Origin of the sequence: Brevundimonas sp. (assembly GCF_029946145.1) — a bacterium.
Lineage (GTDB): Bacteria > Pseudomonadota > Alphaproteobacteria > Caulobacterales > Caulobacteraceae > Brevundimonas.
The window spans coordinates 483,743-498,556 of sequence record NZ_JAQSDY010000027.1 but is presented as its reverse complement, the minus strand read 5'-3'; the positions used below and the strand labels follow the sequence as shown (position 1 = coordinate 498,556).

Here is a 14,814-nt window from a genome sequence, read left to right as displayed (position 1 = left end):
ATGGACCGGATCGAAAAGCTTTGCGCCGAACGCGGCATGCGGATGACCGAACAGCGCCGCGTCATCGCGCGCGTGCTGTCGAGCGCCGAGGATCATCCGGACGTCGAGGAGCTGTACCGCCGCGCCTCGGCCATTGACCCCCATATCTCGATCGCCACCGTCTATCGCACCGTCCGGCTGTTTGAAGAGGCGGGCGTCGTCGAGAAACATGACTTCGGCGATGGGCGCAGCCGCTATGAAGAGGCGGGCGACGACCACCACGACCATCTGATCGACACCCGGTCGGGCGAGGTGATCGAATTCTTCGACGCCGAGATCGAGCGGCTGAAGACCGAGATCGCCGAACGGCTGGGCTTCGAACTGATCGGCCACAAGCTGGAGCTCTACGGCAAGCCGATCGAGGGCGCCGAGCCGGGCAAGCGCGAAGGCCTGATCTTCAAGCGCCACGCGGCGCGGGTCGATCCGATCCAGGATTCGTGACGCCCGAAGACCTCGCGGCCCTGCACCCCAAGCTCTATCACGTCGCCGCCTCCGATGCGCTCGAGGGCGTTCGCCGGCACGGCCTGCTGTCGACATCGCGGTTGCTGGACCTGTTCGGGACACCGCCGGAGCAGCGCGGGGCGATCGAGCGGCGGCGGCGCCCGACATCGATCGCCCTCCAGCATCCCGCGCACGGCCGCGCCGTGATCACCGACAATATTCCACTCAGCGAGACGGCGCTCGCGGCCTGTCTGGATGACGGCCTGACCGCCGCCGAGTGGCTGCAAATGCTGAACGGGCGGGTGTTCTTCTGGCCCGACGAAAAGAGCCTGGCCGGTCTGCTGGGCGCGCGTGCGAACGCGGGGGCGGTCAAACGGGTGCTGGTGTTCGACACCCTGGGTCTGGCCCGGCGTCACGCCGCCGACATCGAACTGGCGGCGTTCAATACGGGCAATACCCGGCGCAAACCCGTCCGGCGGGGTCTGGCGACCTTCACCCCCATGCTGCGGCACAGCTACGGCGATTGGCGGCGGTTGCGCAGGCGCCTGGACGTCATCCGCGAGGTGACCGTGGTCGGCGGGGTTCCGGACGCGGCGGATTACCTGATCGACGACTACCTGACCACGGGCGGCGCAGGCGGCGGCGCCTTGCTGGCGCGCGGGTCCGGGCCGGATTAAAAGCAGCCCATGACCGAGACCCTCGTCCCGCCCGCGGCGTCGGACGGACAGGCCGCGCCGAAGCGCCTGTTCATCAAGACCTACGGCTGCCAGATGAACGTCTATGACTCCGAGCGCATGGCCGATGTGCTGCGGCCGCTGGGCTATGCCACGACGGACACGGCCGAAGGCGCGGATTTCGTCATTCTCAACACCTGCCATATCCGCGAGAAGGCGGCCGAGAAGGTCTATTCCGAACTGGGCAAGCTGCGCGAGATGCGGGACATCCGCCTGGCCGCCGGCCAGCCGGGAATGATCATCGCCGTGGCCGGCTGCGTCGCCCAGGCGGAGGGCGAGGAGATCATGCGCCGTCAGCCGGCGGTGGACATCGTGGTGGGACCACAGGCCTATCATCAGCTGCCGGAGCTTCTGACCCGCACGGCGCGGGCGCGGGGCGAGCGGATCGGGGCCGACTTCGCCCCCGTCGACAAGTTCGACGCCCTGCCGTCAGCCCGGGGCGTCAGCGGGCCGACCGCCTTCCTGACGGTGCAGGAGGGATGCGACAAATTCTGCACCTTCTGCGTCGTGCCGTATACGCGCGGCGCCGAATGGTCGCGGCCGCTGGCGGCGGTGCTGGCCGAGGCGCGTGAGCTGGCGGCCCGGGGGGTGCGCGAGGTCACCCTGCTGGGTCAGAACGTCAACGCCTATGACGGCGAGGGGGCGGACGGGAAACCGTCGACCCTGGCGCGGCTGGCCTGGGCCCTGGCCGGGATCCCCGGCATCGACCGCATCCGCTATACGACCAGCCATCCCAATGACATGTCGGATGAGCTGATCGCGGCGCACGGCGAGCTGGACGCCCTGATGCCGTGGCTGCATCTGCCGGTGCAGGCGGGATCGGACCGGATCCTGCGGCTGATGAACCGCAAGCACGGGCGGGCGAAATATCTCGAGCTGATCGGCCGCATCCGCGACAGCCGGGCCGACACCGCCATAGCGGGCGACTTCATCGTCGGCTTCCCGGGCGAGACGGATCGGGACTTCGAGGAGACGATGGATCTCGTCCGCAGGGTCAGGTACGCGTCCGCCTTCGCCTTCATGTATTCGCCACGCCCGGGCACGCCGGCCGCGACCATGGCCGGTCAGGTTCCCGACGACGTGTCGCGCGAACGGCTGCATGCCCTGCAGGCCCTGCTGGCGGAACAGCAGCTGGCGTTCAATGTGGACAAGGCGGGGCGGACGTTCGATGTCCTGTTCGAGAAGAAGGGGCGTCACGGGGCGCAGGCGATAGGGCGTTCGCCGTGGCTGCAATCGGTTCACGTCGACGACGCGGATCATCTGATCGGCCGGATCGTTCCTGTCGAGATCCTGAAGGGACAACAGAACTCCTTGGCCGGCCGCCTCCTGACCCCAGTTCCGTCATCCTCGGGCTTGACCCGAGGATCAGACGATCCGCATCTGGATGTGTCGGGTTGGCCCGCGATGGGCGCCTCGCTTTCCTCAACAGGACGCACGACATCTGATCCTCGGGTCAAGCCCGAGGATGACGGCCTTGGGAGTGTGCATGGCGCGTGAGAGTGAGTTTCTGGCGTTGGGCGATGAGGCCCTGCACGCCGTCATCGGTCCCGGCAGCCGGCACCTGGCCCTGATCGAGGACCGTTTCAAGGTTCTGGTCGAGACGCCCGGCGGAGGGGTGTCGATCAATGGTTCGGCCCGCGACCGGTCGCAGGCCAAGCGGGTCATCGAGACCCTGGCCAGCCGCGCCGAGACGGGCGCCGAGATCACCGAGGCCGACGTGCGCACGGCGCTGGGCGCCGCGGCGACCCAGCCGCGGGCGGGGCAGGGGAGCGTGGCGCCCGACGCCATCGCCCTGCCGGTCGGACGGCGCGGGGCGATCGCGCCCAAGACGGCGGCCCAGGCCAACTATCTGTCCCTGCTGTCGCGTTGCGAACTGACGTTCGGCGTCGGCCCGGCGGGCACGGGAAAGACCTTCCTGGCGGCGGCCTATGGCGCGTCCCTGTTGCGACGGGGGCAGGTGGACCGGCTGGTCATCACCCGACCGGCCGTCGAGGCCGGCGAGAAGCTGGGCTTCCTGCCGGGCGACCTGAACGAGAAGGTCGATCCCTATCTGGCCCCCATCTGGGAGGCGCTGAACGACATCCTCGGTCCCGAGGACGTGCGCCGCCGGCGCGACAAGGGCGAGATCGAGGCCGCCCCGATCGCCTTCATGCGCGGCCGGACCCTGGCCCACGCCTACATCATCGTCGACGAGGCGCAGAACACGTCGCGGCTGCAGATGAAGATGGTCCTGACCCGGCTGGGCGAGGGCGCGCGGATGGTGGTGACGGGCGACCCGTCGCAGGTCGATCTGCTGAACCCGCGCGACTCGGGTCTGAAGCACGCCCTGCGCATCCTCGAGGACGTGAAGGGGGTCGGGGTGCAGCGGTTCGAAGCCCAGGACGTGGTGCGCCACGCCATGGTCGAGCGGATCGTGCGCGCCTATGACGCCGACGCCGCCAGCCGCCGTCCCGCCGCCGATCTCGAGGACCCCGACTCGTGATCGAGGTCGAGATCGAGGACGCGGCCTGGACCGCCGCCCTGCCCGAGGCCGCAGCCGTGGCGGAGCGGGCGGCGACGGCGGCCCTGGGTCGCGTCGAGGGCGACGTCGTCGTGTTGCTGACGGACGACGCGGCTGTGCGCGACCTGAACGCCCGGTTCCGCGACAGGGACCGGCCGACCAATGTGCTGTCCTTCCCGGCGGCCGGGAGCGCCGCACCGCATCTGGGCGATCTGGTGCTGGCTTACGGTGTCTGCGCGGCCGAGGCGGAGGCGCAGGGCAAGACCCTGGCCGACCATCTGAGTCATCTGACGGTGCATGGCGTCCTGCACCTGCTGGGCCGCGACCATGAGGCCGAGGCCGAGGCGGAGACGATGGAGGGCGAGGAGCGATCCATTCTTGCCAGCCTGGGCGTCGCCGACCCATACAGGCGCGATGACTCACTCAACGGCGAAGCCTGAAAACGACGGCCTCAGGGACGGACCGCGCGCGCGGCTGATCCTGCGCTTCGGCCGCATCGGCCTGGCGCTGGCGGCCGGGGCGGCGGCGGCGCTGGCGCATCCGCCGTTCGGCGTCCTGCCCGGCCTGCTGGGCTACGCCCTGCTGATGTTCCTGGCCGAACGGTCAGCCGGGGCGCGCGGCGCCTTCTGGATGGGCTGGCTGGCCGGCTTCGCCTATTTCTTCATCAGCTGCTGGTGGGTGGCCGAGGCCTTCCTGGTCAATCCGGCCCAGGCGTGGATGGCGCCGTTCGCGGCCAGCCTGCTGCCGATCGGCCTGGGCCTGTTCTGGGGGACGGCGACGGCCCTCTATCGGCGCCTCATGCCCGACGGGGTCCGGCGGGTGCTGGTCTTCGCCGCCCTGTTCTGCTTGCTGGAGTGGCTGCGCGGCCATGTGTTGACCGGCTTCCCGTGGAATCCGGCCGGGGCCAGCTGGAAGGCCGGCTCGGCGGTGTCGCAGTTCGCCGCGGTGGCGGGCGTCTATGGTCTGGGCCTCGTCACGGTGGCCGGCGCGGCCGCCTTCGGCCCGTTGGCGGGCGCGGGATCGCGCAAGGCGCGGATCGGCGCGGCGGTTCTGGGGGCGGCGGCGCTGGGCGCGCTGGCGGTGGGCGGGGCGATGCGGCTGTCGCAGGCGCGGCTGGAGCTGACCGACACCGTGGTCCGGATCGTCCAGGCGGACGTGCCCCAGGAATCGAAATGGTCGCCCGAGGCCTACCGCGGAATCGTGGACCGCTACGTCAATCTGACCGCCCGTCCGGGCGCGGTTACGCCGGACCTGATCATCTGGCCCGAAGGGGCGCTGCCGGCCTCGGCCAACCAGGTGTTCGCCCCGGGCTCGCCCGACGCCGAGGCGATCGCCCGGGCGGTGCAGCCGGGCCAGAGCCTGATCATGGGCCTGGGCCGGGGCGTGCCCGACCCGGCGGCGCCCGAGGGCGGGCGCTACTACAACAGCCTGTTCGTGTTGACGGACGAGGGCGCCGGCGGTCTTCGCATCACCGCCACCTATGACAAATACCGGCTGGTGCCGTTTGGTGAATACCTGCCGGCGGGCGGGCTGATGGGAGCGCTGGGCGTGCGCAGCCTGACGCATATGCCGACCGACTTCAGCCCCGGCCCGCTGCCCTCGCCGATCGACATTCCCGGCGCGCCGAGGGCCCAGCCGCTGATCTGCTACGAGAGCCTGTATCCGGGCTTCACCCCGGGCGGGGCCGGGCGGCCGGGCTGGATCGTCAACATCTCGAACGACGCCTGGTTCGGCCGCACCTCCGGGCCCCTGCAGCATCTGAACCTGGCCAGCTACCGCGCCATCGAGACGGGCCTGCCGGTGGTCCGGTCCACGCCGACCGGCGTTTCGGCCATGATTGATCCCTGGGGCCGGGTGGTCGGCGACCAGCGGCTGGAGCCGGGCGAGAGCGGGGTCATCGATGCGCGGCTGCCGCAACCGGTGGGGGTGACCCCGTATGGGCGGTTCGGAGACCTGCCGTTCTGGCTGGCAGTCCTGGCCGGACTGGCCCTGGCGGCGCCGTGGAGCCGGCTGCGCCGCCGCCAGTTGCACGCCTGACGCCGGTGCGAATTCCCCTTTCAGGGGAGTTTCGCGCGTCACGCGAGGCCTGGAACCCGTTACTCAACCAGGGCTGGGCGTGGCGGCGGGGTTTTTGCATTTTTTGATGACAGCGGCCATTGCCGGGCGCATTCAGGCTCGACGGTACCAACCGAAGGACGAGTAACGATGGCGAGAGGCAAGGGCGAAGACGGCCCTCATCCCGTGGACCGGCATGTCGGCCGGCGCGTTTGCGAGAAACGGTTGGCGCTCGGCTACAACCAGAGTGACCTCGGGCGCGCCCTGGGTCTGACCTTCCAGCAAATCCAGAAATACGAGAAAGGGGCCAACCGGATTTCGGCCTCCAAGCTCTGGGATATCGCCCGTTTCTTCAAGGTTGATATCGGCTATTTCTTCGAGGGTCTGAACGGCGCCCAGGCGGCGGGCATGGCCGAGGGCGGCGCGGCGTACGAGCACGATTTCCCGGCCACGCGCTACACCATCGAGATCGGCCGCCTGGCGCCCCAATTGTCCAGCCGGCAGCAGAAACTGGCGCTGGAACTGATCCGCGACATGGCCGACCGCAAGGAAACGGACGAGGCCTGACCCTGGTCGGTCCAACGTCCGCCTATCGAGCCGCCGGCGCCCGCCGCTGGCCGAACGCGGGTGCGCGCTCCTTTTGCTCGACCCAGTAGACCGAGCCCTCGCGCGGCTTGAACATGGTCTTGGGCACGCCGTCGCGCGACACGACAGCGAAGGTGTTGGTCGAGGCCTGATACAGCAGCACATCGCCATTCGGCCGTTCGACCCGGTCCGTGCCCGCCGGCGGCCGGCTGGTGAAGGCCTCGATTTTCGCCAGATAGTCCCGCGGGGTCCGGGCGCCGAAATCCGCGCCGTTGCGCTCGAACAGCCGTGTGATCTTGGCGTCGACCGTCTCGCGCCGGTTGGCCGTCAGCACCGGTTTCGCCTGTGCCGCTGCGGGTTCTCCGCGGGCCGCCCGGGCCGGAGCATCCGGCGCGGCGGTCAGGGTCGCGTCTCCGCCGCCCGCGGCGCGGTCGCGCGTCTCGACAGCCGAGCCGCCATTGCCGCAGGCCGACGCGGCCAGCAGGAGGAGCGCCGCGCCCCCGATCCGGAATCTCGACACCATCGCAATCCTCCCATGGTTGAAACACTGGAGCTTCACCATAACCACAGGTCTTGTGTTCGTGCAATGTTCCGTTTTGCGCGCCGTTCCCTCGACGTCGGGCGCCGGGATGGCTAGATGACCGGCATGACCACCGCCGCCCTGTCCGGACGCAAGATCCTGCTGATCGTCGGCGGCGGCATCGCCGCCTACAAGGCGCTGGTGCTGACGCGCCTGCTGAAGAAGGCCGGGGCCGAGGTGATGAGCCTGCTGACTCCGGCCGGCGCCCAGTTCGTGACCCCAATGTCGCTGGCCGCCCTGACCGGCCATCCGGTGCGCCAGGCCCTGTTCATGCCCGGAGACGAGACGGCCATGGGCCATATCGAACTGTCGCGCTGGGCTGACCTTGTCGTGGTCGCGCCGGCGACGGCGGGGCTGATCGCCAAGGCGGCCAACGGACTGGCGGACGATCTGGCCTCGACCACGCTGCTGGCGACCGACAAGCGGGTGCTGCTGGCCCCGGCGATGAATGTTCGGATGTGGCTGCATCCGGCGGTGCAGGCGAACATGGCGCGGCTGAAGAGCTTCGACGGCTTCCACGGTGTCGCCGTGGTCGGGCCGGACGAGGGCGAGATGGCCTGCGGCGAGTTCGGCCCGGGCCGGATGGCCGAGCCGGAAGCGATCCTGCAGGCGATAGAGGGCCTGCTGGCCGGGCCCGACGGCCGCCCGCTGGCGGGGCGGAGAGCGGTGGTGACGGCCGGTCCCACGTTCGAGCCGATCGATCCGGTGCGGGGCCTGACCAACCGCTCCAGCGGCAAGCAGGGCTACGCCATCGCCGAGGCCCTGGCGCAACTGGGCGCGCGTGTGACGCTGGTGTCGGGGCCGGTGGCCCTGCCGTCGCCGGTCGGGGTCGAGCGCATCCAGGTCGAGACCGCGCGCGAGATGAAGGATGCGGTCGAGGCGGCGCTGCCTGCCGACATCGCGGTGATGAGCGCCGCCGTGGCCGACTGGCGCGTCGACGGCGTGGCCTCGGGCAAGATCAAGAAGGCGCCCGGCGGGCCGCCCTCGCTGGCCCTGATCGAGAACCCCGACATTCTGGCCAGCGTGTCAGCCCCCGGAAAGCGGCGCCCGAAACTGGTCGTCGGCTTCGCGGCCGAGACGACCGATCTGGAGGTCAACGCCCGGGCCAAGCTGTCGCGCAAGGGCTGTGACTGGATCGTCGGCAATGACGTGTCCGACGACGTCTTCGGGTCGGACGGCAACAGCGTGACCCTGTTCACCCGCGACGGCTCGGCGGAAAGCTGGCCGCGCCAGTCCAAGACCGAGGTGGCGAGGAAGCTGGCCGCCAGAATCGCCGATCATTTCAAAGCCTGAGAGCTCTTTCGCATGACCACCGTCCGCGTCGAACGCCTGCCCCATGCCGAAGGCCTGCCCCTGCCCGCCTATGAGACCGCCGGGTCGGCCGGAATGGACCTGCGGGCGGCGGTGCCGGAGGACGCGCCCCTCACGCTGACGCCGGGGGCGCGGGTTCTGGCGCCCACGGGCCTGAAAATCGCGCTGGAGCCCGGCTATGAGGCCCAGGTGCGGCCCCGGTCCGGTCTGGCGCTCAAGCACGGGATCACCTGCCTGAATTCACCCGGCACCATCGACAGCGACTATCGCGGCGAGGTGGGGGTGATCCTGATCAACCACGGCCAAGAGCCGTTCGTGATCCGCCGCGGCGAGCGCATCGCCCAGCTTGTCATCGCTTCGTACGCCCAAGCGGAGATGACGGAGGTCGCGGCGCTGGACGAAACGGCGCGCGGCGCGGGCGGTTTCGGCTCGACCGGACGTTAAGCGGAGCCATTCGTCCCGGGGCGCGTTAACCCTGCTTCCGGCCAAGCTCGGCCGTATCCAGGAGGTTGGCGTATGGAGTCCCTGTTCGATTCGATCGGCGCGTTTCTGACCAGCATCTTCGGCCTCGCCCAGGGCGGGTTCGACAGCGTCAACCAGATCATGGGCCTGCTGATCGCCGTGATCGCGGCCCTGATGATGCCTGCCTGGAGCCGCCTGTGGGCGACGGCGCTGGGCGCGGCCCTCGTGCACATCCTGATCGGTGTGCTGCGGCCCATGCTGGACGGCGGAGCCATGGTCCTGCCGAACCTGCTGAGCCTGACCTTCTGGATGACCGTGCTGGCCCTGTTCCTGGGCTATGCGATCGTCATCGCGGTCTTCTTCTTCATCAAGTCGCTGTTCGTCGGACGCGGTCACGGCCGCAGCCGTCACGCGCATTGAGGCCCAAGGGCCTCAGCATCTTTGGTGGGCCGCGGTCGTCGGCCCTTCGGGACCTCCCGACCCGACGCGGCCTGGCGCTTCGCGCATGCTTGCGCTCAAGCAGCGACCGACCGCGTCGGGAGCGGTAGCGCCCCAGGGAGGCCGTCAGGCCTGGCGAAAACCGAGAACGTCCTGCATGTCGTAGAGGCCCGGCTTGCGGCCGCGGACCCAGGCGGCGGCGGCGACGGCGCCGCGCGCGAACAGCGAGCGGTCGATGGCCGAGTGGCTGAGCGTCAGGGTCTCGTCCTCGGAGGCGAACAGGACCGTGTGTTCGCCGATGACGCCGCCGGCGCGCAGGGAGGCGAAGCCGATTTTGCCGGGTTCGCGCTCGCCGGTGATACCGTCATAGGGAGGGGTGCGGACGTCGGCCAGATCCTCGCCGCGCCCGTTGGCGGCCGCCTCGCCCAGCATCAGGGCGGTGCCCGACGGGGCGTCGGCCTTCTTGCGGTGATGGGTCTCCAGCACTTCGATGTCCCAGTCGCGCGGGTCAAGACGCTGGGCGGCATGTTCGACCAGACCGATCAGGATGTTGACCCCCAGCGAGAAATTACCGCTGCGGACGATGGCGATCCTTTCCGACGCCTTGTGGATGTCGGTCTCCTGCTCGGGCGTCAGGCCGGTCGAGCCGATGACCAGGGCCGGACCCCCCCGTTCGGCGCAGGCCCGGGCCAGTTCGACCGAGGCCTCGGGCGTCGAGAAGTCGATGATGACGTCGCACAGCGACAGGTCCGGCGTCTCGCCGCGGTCGAACCGGGCGGCGACAACCACGTCGTCGCGGGCGTCCAGAACGCTTGAGACAGCCCGGCCCATGCGGCCACGGGCGCCGGAGATGCCGGCGTGGAAAATGACGCTCAACTCAGACCCCTGTCAGTTCACGGACATAGTGGCGGCATTCGCGAGCGCCGTCATCCCGGGACGCCCGACCTACTGCGGCGCTTCCGAGCCCAGGATGTCGGCCCAGAAGCGCTTGGCCTTGCCGGCGAAGGACGAGTTGCGCGGGGTCTGGCTCTCGCCCAGCGAGGCGGCCAGTTCCTGCAGCAGCTCCTTCTGGTGCGCCGTCAGGTCGGTCGGAGTCTCGACGAACAGCTCGACCACCAGATCGCCGCGGTTCTTGCCGTTCAGATGCGGCATGCCCTTGCCCTTGATGCGCACCGTCTTGCCGGTCTGGGAGCCGGCGGGGACGCTGACGGGCGCGCGGCAGCGGCCGTCGCAGGCTTCGGATGTCAGGCAGGGGGCGTCGATCTCGCCGCCCAGGGCCGCCGTGGTCATGGGCACGGGGACGGTGACCAGCAGGTCGAGGTTGTCGCGCTCGAACAGTTCATGCGGCGTCACCGACAGGAAGACGTACAGGTCGCCACGCGGACCGCCCCGCATGCCGGCGTCGCCCTCGCCCGACAGGCGGATGCGCGAACCGTCGTCGACGCCGGCGGGGACCTTGAGCTGCAGCTTGCGGTTCTTGCGCACCTGGCCGTGGCCGGCGCAGCTGGTGCAGGGCTCGGCGATCATCTGGCCCTGGCCGCCGCAGCGGGGGCAGGTGCGCTCGACCTGGAAGAAGCCGTTGGCTGACCGGACCCGGCCGGCGCCCTGGCAGGTGGTGCAGGTGGTCGGCTTGGTGCCGGCCTTGGCGCCCGTGCCTTCGCAGGTGTCGCAGGCCGCGGTGGTGGGAACGGCGATCTCCACGTCGGCGCCCTTGTAGGCCTGCTCCAGCGTGATCTCGAGGTCGTAGCGCAGGTCGGAGCCGCGGCGGGGGCCATGCTGGCGGGCTCCGCCACCCTGACGGCCGCCGAAGACGTCGCCGAACGCCTCGCCGAAGACCTGGGAGAAGATGTCGTTGACGTCGGTGAAGCCCTGGCCCTGGCCGCCGAACCCGCCGCCGCCGCCGTTGACTCCGGCGTGGCCGAAGCGGTCGTAGGCGGCGCGCTTCTGGTCGTCCGACAGGATCGAATAGGCTTCGGAAATTTCCTTGAAACGCGCCATGGCGTCCTCGCACCCGCCGTTCTTGTCCGGGTGGTGCTTCATGGCCAGCTTGCGATAGGCCGATTTCAGGCCGGCGGCGTCGATGGTCCGTTCGACCTCGAGAACCTCGTAATAGTCACGCGTCGCCATCAGGCGTTCGTCCTCTTACCCGTGCCGACGGTCTCGCCTCTTGGCGGGCGAATGACCGAAACGGCTGACCGGGCTGACATGGGCGCCCGGGAAAATGATGCAAGTTCATGAAACGGCCCCGCCCGTCATCAGACAGGCGGGGCCGGGGTGAATGCGGAGCCGGTGTGGCCTACGCGCTCTTCTTCTCGTCGTCGCCGTCAGGCGAGACTTCCTCGAACTCGGCGTCGACCACGCCGTCGTCGGCGGGGGCTTCAGCCGAGGCGTCGTCGCCGGCGCCCTGTTGCGAGGCGTACATGGCCTCGCCCAGCTTCATCGAGGCCTGGACCAGGGTGTTGGTCTTCGTCCGGATATCTTCCGGATCCGTACCCTCTTTGGCCGTCTTCAGTTCGGCCAGGGCAGTCTCGATCGCGGTCTTCTCTTCGGCCCCGACCTTGTCGCCGTGTTCGGCCATGGCCTTTTCGGTCGAGTGGATCAGGCTGTCGGCGGCGTTGACCGCCTCGACCATTTCCTTCTTGGCCTTGTCGGCCGCGGCGTTGGCCTCGGCTTCCTTGACCATCTTGTCGATGTCGGCGTCCGAGAGGCCGCCGTTGGCCTGGATGCGGATCGACTGTTCCTTGTTGGTCGCCTTGTCCTTGGCGGTCACGTGAACGATGCCGTTGGCGTCAATGTCGAAGGCGACCTCGATCTGCGGCATGCCGCGCGGCGCGGGGGGAATGCCCATCAGGTCGAACTGACCCAGCACCTTGTTGTCGGCGGCCATCGGACGCTCGCCCTGGAAGACCCGGATCGTCACGGCCGACTGGTTGTCGTCGGCGGTCGAGAAGACCTGGCTCTTCTTGGTCGGGATCGTCGTGTTGCGTTCGATCAGCGGAGTGAAGACCCCGCCGAGGGTTTCGATGCCCAGCGTCAGCGGGGTCACGTCAAGCAGCAGCACGTCCTTGACGTCGCCCTGCAGCACGCCGGCCTGAACGGCCGCGCCCAGCGCCACGACTTCATCGGGGTTGACGCCCTTGTGCGGCTCCTTGCCGAAGAATTTCTTCACGGCTTCCTGGACCATCGGCATGCGGGTCATGCCGCCGACCAGCACCACTTCGTCGATGTCCGAGGCCTTGAGGCCCGCGTCCTTCAGCGCCTTGGCGCAGGGTTCGATGGTGCGCTGGACCAGGTCGTCGACGAGGGCCTCCAGCTTGGCGCGCGACAGCTTGATGTTGAGGTGCAGCGGGCCCGAGGCGTTCATGGTGATGAACGGCAGATTGACCTCGTACTGGGTCGTGGAGCTGAGCTCCTTCTTGGCCTTTTCGGCCTCTTCCTTGAGGCGCTGCAGGGCCAGTTTGTCGGAGCGCAGGTCGACGCCCTGCTCCTTCTTGAACTCGTCGGCCAGGTAGTCGACCAGGCGCAGGTCGAAGTCCTCGCCGCCCAGGAAGGTGTCGCCGTTGGTCGACTTCACCTCGAAGACGCCATCGCCGATCTCGAGGATCGAGACGTCAAAGGTGCCGCCGCCGAGGTCGTAGACGGCGATCTTCTGGCCGTCGTTCTTGTCCAGGCCATAGGCCAGGGCCGCCGCAGTCGGCTCGTTGATGATGCGCAGGACCTCGAGGCCGGCGATCTTGCCGGCGTCCTTGGTCGCCTGACGCTGGGCGTCGTTGAAATAGGCCGGCACGGTGATGACGGCCTGGGTCACGGTCTCGCCGAGGTAGGCCTCAGCGGCCTCCTTCATCTTGCCGAGGGTGAAGGCCGAGATCTGCTGGGGTGAATAGTCCTTGCCGTTGGCGCGCACCCAGGCGTCGCCGGTCGGGCCCTTGACGATCTCGTAGGGGACCATCTTCTTGTCCTTGGCGACCACGGGGTCGTCGAACGAGCGGCCGATCAGGCGCTTGATGGCGAAGAAGGTGTTGGTCGGATTGGTCACGGCCTGACGGCGCGCGGGCTGGCCGACGAGCGTTTCGCCGCCCTCCTGGATGGCGATGACGGAGGGCGTGGTGCGGTTGCCCTCGGCGTTCTCGATGACCTTGGGGTTCTTGCCGTCCATGACGGCGACGCACGAGTTCGTCGTGCCCAGGTCGATGCCGATGATCTTGGCCATGTGTGGTCTTTCACTCCATTTCAGCGGGCGGTGCGGCGGCCTTTTAAAGCGAAGCGCCGCGCGTGACCGCCCCCGGTGTCAGGGTCTTGAGGTCGATTGGTACGGTTACGGCCACAAAGCCCCACGCGTTGCGGGGTTTTAGGACGGTTGTGGCCGATATGGGAAACACCCCCCCGCCCGCAAGTCCCAAACGCCCTGGAGCGAAGATTCGATCTTGCATCAGAAGGGATGATTTCGACGAACATTGGTGTAGTAAATGGGGCCTTAACCGGCCTGAGGGGGGCTGGTCTCCGGGGAGAAACCGAAATGAACATTCACAAGACCATCGCCCGCGCCGCCCTGATTCTCGCGGCTCTGGCGTCGACCGCGGCCGCCGCCGTCACCGTGGCCGCCCCCGAACGGGCCGCCGTCGTCACGCCCGCCGCCGCCTCCGCGCCGGTGCAATCGCGCGACGGCCGCAACCGCCGCGTCCGCATCCACAACAATACCGGCTGGGTCATGCTGCGTTTCTATGCGTCGAACACGAGCCGGAGCGACTGGGAGGAAGACATCCTGGGCGACGACGTCCTGGCCAACAACGCCAGCATCGTGATGAACATCGACGACGGCACCGGCGCCTGCCTGTTCGACTTCAAGGCCGATTTCACCAACGGCCAGAGCCTGATCCGCAACAACATCAACGTCTGCGAGATCGCGGATTATTATTACACGCGCTGATCGCGGAGCGCCCAGCCTGTTCGTGGGGCCTGTCGCCCTTTGGGCTACTTGAGGCCGGGCCGTGCGTGGCTACCTTGTCAGGATGAGCAGCGCGCGCCCTGAGATCGCTACGGGAATGGAGGGCTTCCGGTTCTGGCCGGGAGCCCTTTCCGCGTCCGAACAGGGCGGCCTGCTGGCCGAGGTGCTGGCGGCCGAGGCGCAGGCGCCCTTTTACCGGCCCGTGACGCCGGGCGGGCGACCGTTCTCGGTGCGGATGACCAGTCTGGGGCCGCTGGGCTGGGTGTCGGACCGGGCGGGCTACCGGTATCAGGCGACGCATCCGGTGACGGGTGCGGCCTGGCCGCCGATTCCGGGCTTGTTGCTGGACCTCTGGCGGGAGCTGACGGGGGCGGCGTCGCCGGACGCCTGTCTGGTCAATCTGTACCGCGACGGGGCGAAGATGGGTCTGCATCAGGACCGGGACGAGGCGGACATGACGGCGCCGGTGCTGTCGGTGTCGCTGGGCGACGCGGCGGTGTTCCGGATCGGGGCGGCGGGCGGCGGGCCGACGAAATCGATCCGGCTGGCGTCGGGCGACGTCTGCGCCCTGACCGGTCCGGCGCGGCTGGCGCGGCACGGGATCGACCGGGTGATCGCCGGCTCGTCGAGCCTCGTTCCCGGCGGCGGGCGCATCAATCTGACCCTGCGCAGGGCCTCGTAGCTTCACAGCAATCGTGAATGGACGGCCCGCGGGCTCCGGGCC

General features: G+C 69.0%; 16 protein-coding genes. 12 read left to right on the top strand and 4 right to left on the bottom strand.

Annotation, left to right across the window (positions count from 1 at the left end; all coding sequences use genetic code 11):
- The 7 genes from PSV23_RS14610 to PSV23_RS14580 all read left to right on the top strand — a co-directional run bounded on the left by PSV23_RS14610 (window position 1) and on the right by PSV23_RS14580 (window position 6,336).
- The gene (locus PSV23_RS14610; RefSeq protein WP_300470295.1) at window positions 1–480 is read left to right on the top strand and encodes a Fur family transcriptional regulator; all 480 of its coding nucleotides are present in this window, start codon (window positions 1–3) and stop codon (window positions 478–480) included.
- Entirely contained in the window at window positions 477–1,157 is a 681-nt protein-coding gene (locus PSV23_RS14605) for a hypothetical protein (RefSeq protein ID WP_300470293.1), read from the top strand. Before PSV23_RS14610 ends, PSV23_RS14605 begins: the two co-directional genes overlap by 4 nt.
- A gap of 9 nt (window positions 1,158–1,166) precedes the next feature.
- A complete protein-coding gene (gene miaB, locus PSV23_RS14600) occupies window positions 1,167–2,711 on the top strand; it encodes a tRNA (N6-isopentenyl adenosine(37)-C2)-methylthiotransferase MiaB (RefSeq protein ID WP_300470290.1) in 1,545 nt (514 codons plus the stop codon).
- Window positions 2,701–3,696: a PhoH family protein gene (locus tag PSV23_RS14595; RefSeq protein WP_300470288.1), complete on the top strand. Its 996-nt coding sequence runs from the start codon at window positions 2,701–2,703 to the stop codon at window positions 3,694–3,696. The genes miaB and PSV23_RS14595 overlap by 11 nt, the downstream gene beginning before the upstream one ends.
- Window positions 3,693–4,154: an rRNA maturation RNase YbeY gene (gene ybeY / locus PSV23_RS14590; RefSeq protein ID WP_300470285.1), complete on the top strand. Its 462-nt coding sequence runs from the start codon at window positions 3,693–3,695 to the stop codon at window positions 4,152–4,154. The genes PSV23_RS14595 and ybeY overlap by 4 nt, the downstream gene beginning before the upstream one ends.
- Window positions 4,129–5,751 carry an apolipoprotein N-acyltransferase gene (lnt, locus tag PSV23_RS14585; RefSeq protein ID WP_300470283.1) on the top strand — a complete coding sequence of 541 codons (1,623 nt, stop codon included), beginning with the start codon at window positions 4,129–4,131 and terminating at the stop codon, window positions 5,749–5,751. Before ybeY ends, lnt begins: the two co-directional genes overlap by 26 nt.
- A gap of 168 nt (window positions 5,752–5,919) precedes the next feature.
- Complete coding sequence (locus PSV23_RS14580; RefSeq protein ID WP_300470281.1) at window positions 5,920–6,336, top strand: helix-turn-helix domain-containing protein; 417 nt, start codon at window positions 5,920–5,922, stop codon at window positions 6,334–6,336.
- A 22-nt stretch (window positions 6,337–6,358) separates the two neighbouring features.
- Here PSV23_RS14580 and PSV23_RS14575 read toward each other — a convergent pair whose 3' ends face one another.
- On the bottom strand, window positions 6,359–6,877 hold the full coding sequence (locus PSV23_RS14575; RefSeq protein WP_300470279.1) for an S-type pyocin family protein: 519 nt from the start codon (window positions 6,875–6,877) through the stop codon (window positions 6,359–6,361).
- A gap of 123 nt (window positions 6,878–7,000) precedes the next feature.
- On the opposite strand from PSV23_RS14575, the gene coaBC reads away from it, so the two are divergent.
- The 3 genes from coaBC to PSV23_RS14560 all read left to right on the top strand — a co-directional run bounded on the left by coaBC (window position 7,001) and on the right by PSV23_RS14560 (window position 9,127).
- A complete protein-coding gene (coaBC, locus tag PSV23_RS14570) occupies window positions 7,001–8,227 on the top strand; it encodes a bifunctional phosphopantothenoylcysteine decarboxylase/phosphopantothenate--cysteine ligase CoaBC (RefSeq protein ID WP_300470476.1) in 1,227 nt (408 codons plus the stop codon).
- A gap of 12 nt (window positions 8,228–8,239) precedes the next feature.
- Window positions 8,240–8,689: a dUTP diphosphatase gene (dut, locus tag PSV23_RS14565; RefSeq protein WP_300470277.1), complete on the top strand. Its 450-nt coding sequence runs from the start codon at window positions 8,240–8,242 to the stop codon at window positions 8,687–8,689.
- A 72-nt stretch (window positions 8,690–8,761) separates the two neighbouring features.
- On the top strand, window positions 8,762–9,127 hold the full coding sequence (locus PSV23_RS14560; RefSeq protein ID WP_300470275.1) for a hypothetical protein: 366 nt from the start codon (window positions 8,762–8,764) through the stop codon (window positions 9,125–9,127).
- A gap of 144 nt (window positions 9,128–9,271) precedes the next feature.
- On the opposite strand, the gene dapB is transcribed toward PSV23_RS14560, so the two are convergent.
- The 3 genes from dapB to dnaK form a co-directional block, all read right to left on the bottom strand.
- Window positions 9,272–10,021 carry a 4-hydroxy-tetrahydrodipicolinate reductase gene (gene dapB / locus PSV23_RS14555; protein WP_300470273.1) on the bottom strand — a complete coding sequence of 250 codons (750 nt, stop codon included), beginning with the start codon at window positions 10,019–10,021 and terminating at the stop codon, window positions 9,272–9,274.
- A gap of 69 nt (window positions 10,022–10,090) precedes the next feature.
- A complete protein-coding gene (dnaJ, locus tag PSV23_RS14550; RefSeq protein ID WP_300470270.1) occupies window positions 10,091–11,272 on the bottom strand; it encodes a molecular chaperone DnaJ in 1,182 nt (393 codons plus the stop codon).
- A gap of 169 nt (window positions 11,273–11,441) precedes the next feature.
- Window positions 11,442–13,379: a molecular chaperone DnaK gene (gene dnaK / locus PSV23_RS14545; protein ID WP_300470474.1), complete on the bottom strand. Its 1,938-nt coding sequence runs from the start codon at window positions 13,377–13,379 to the stop codon at window positions 11,442–11,444.
- A 282-nt stretch (window positions 13,380–13,661) separates the two neighbouring features.
- Between dnaK and PSV23_RS14540 the strand changes: the two genes are divergently transcribed.
- Window positions 13,662–14,072, top strand: a complete 411-nt coding sequence (locus PSV23_RS14540) for a hypothetical protein (RefSeq protein WP_300470268.1) — start codon at window positions 13,662–13,664, stop codon at window positions 14,070–14,072.
- Between the two features lie 115 nt (window positions 14,073–14,187).
- A complete protein-coding gene (locus PSV23_RS14535) occupies window positions 14,188–14,772 on the top strand; it encodes an alpha-ketoglutarate-dependent dioxygenase AlkB (RefSeq protein WP_300470265.1) in 585 nt (194 codons plus the stop codon).
- Window positions 14,773–14,814: the final 42 nt, after the last annotated feature.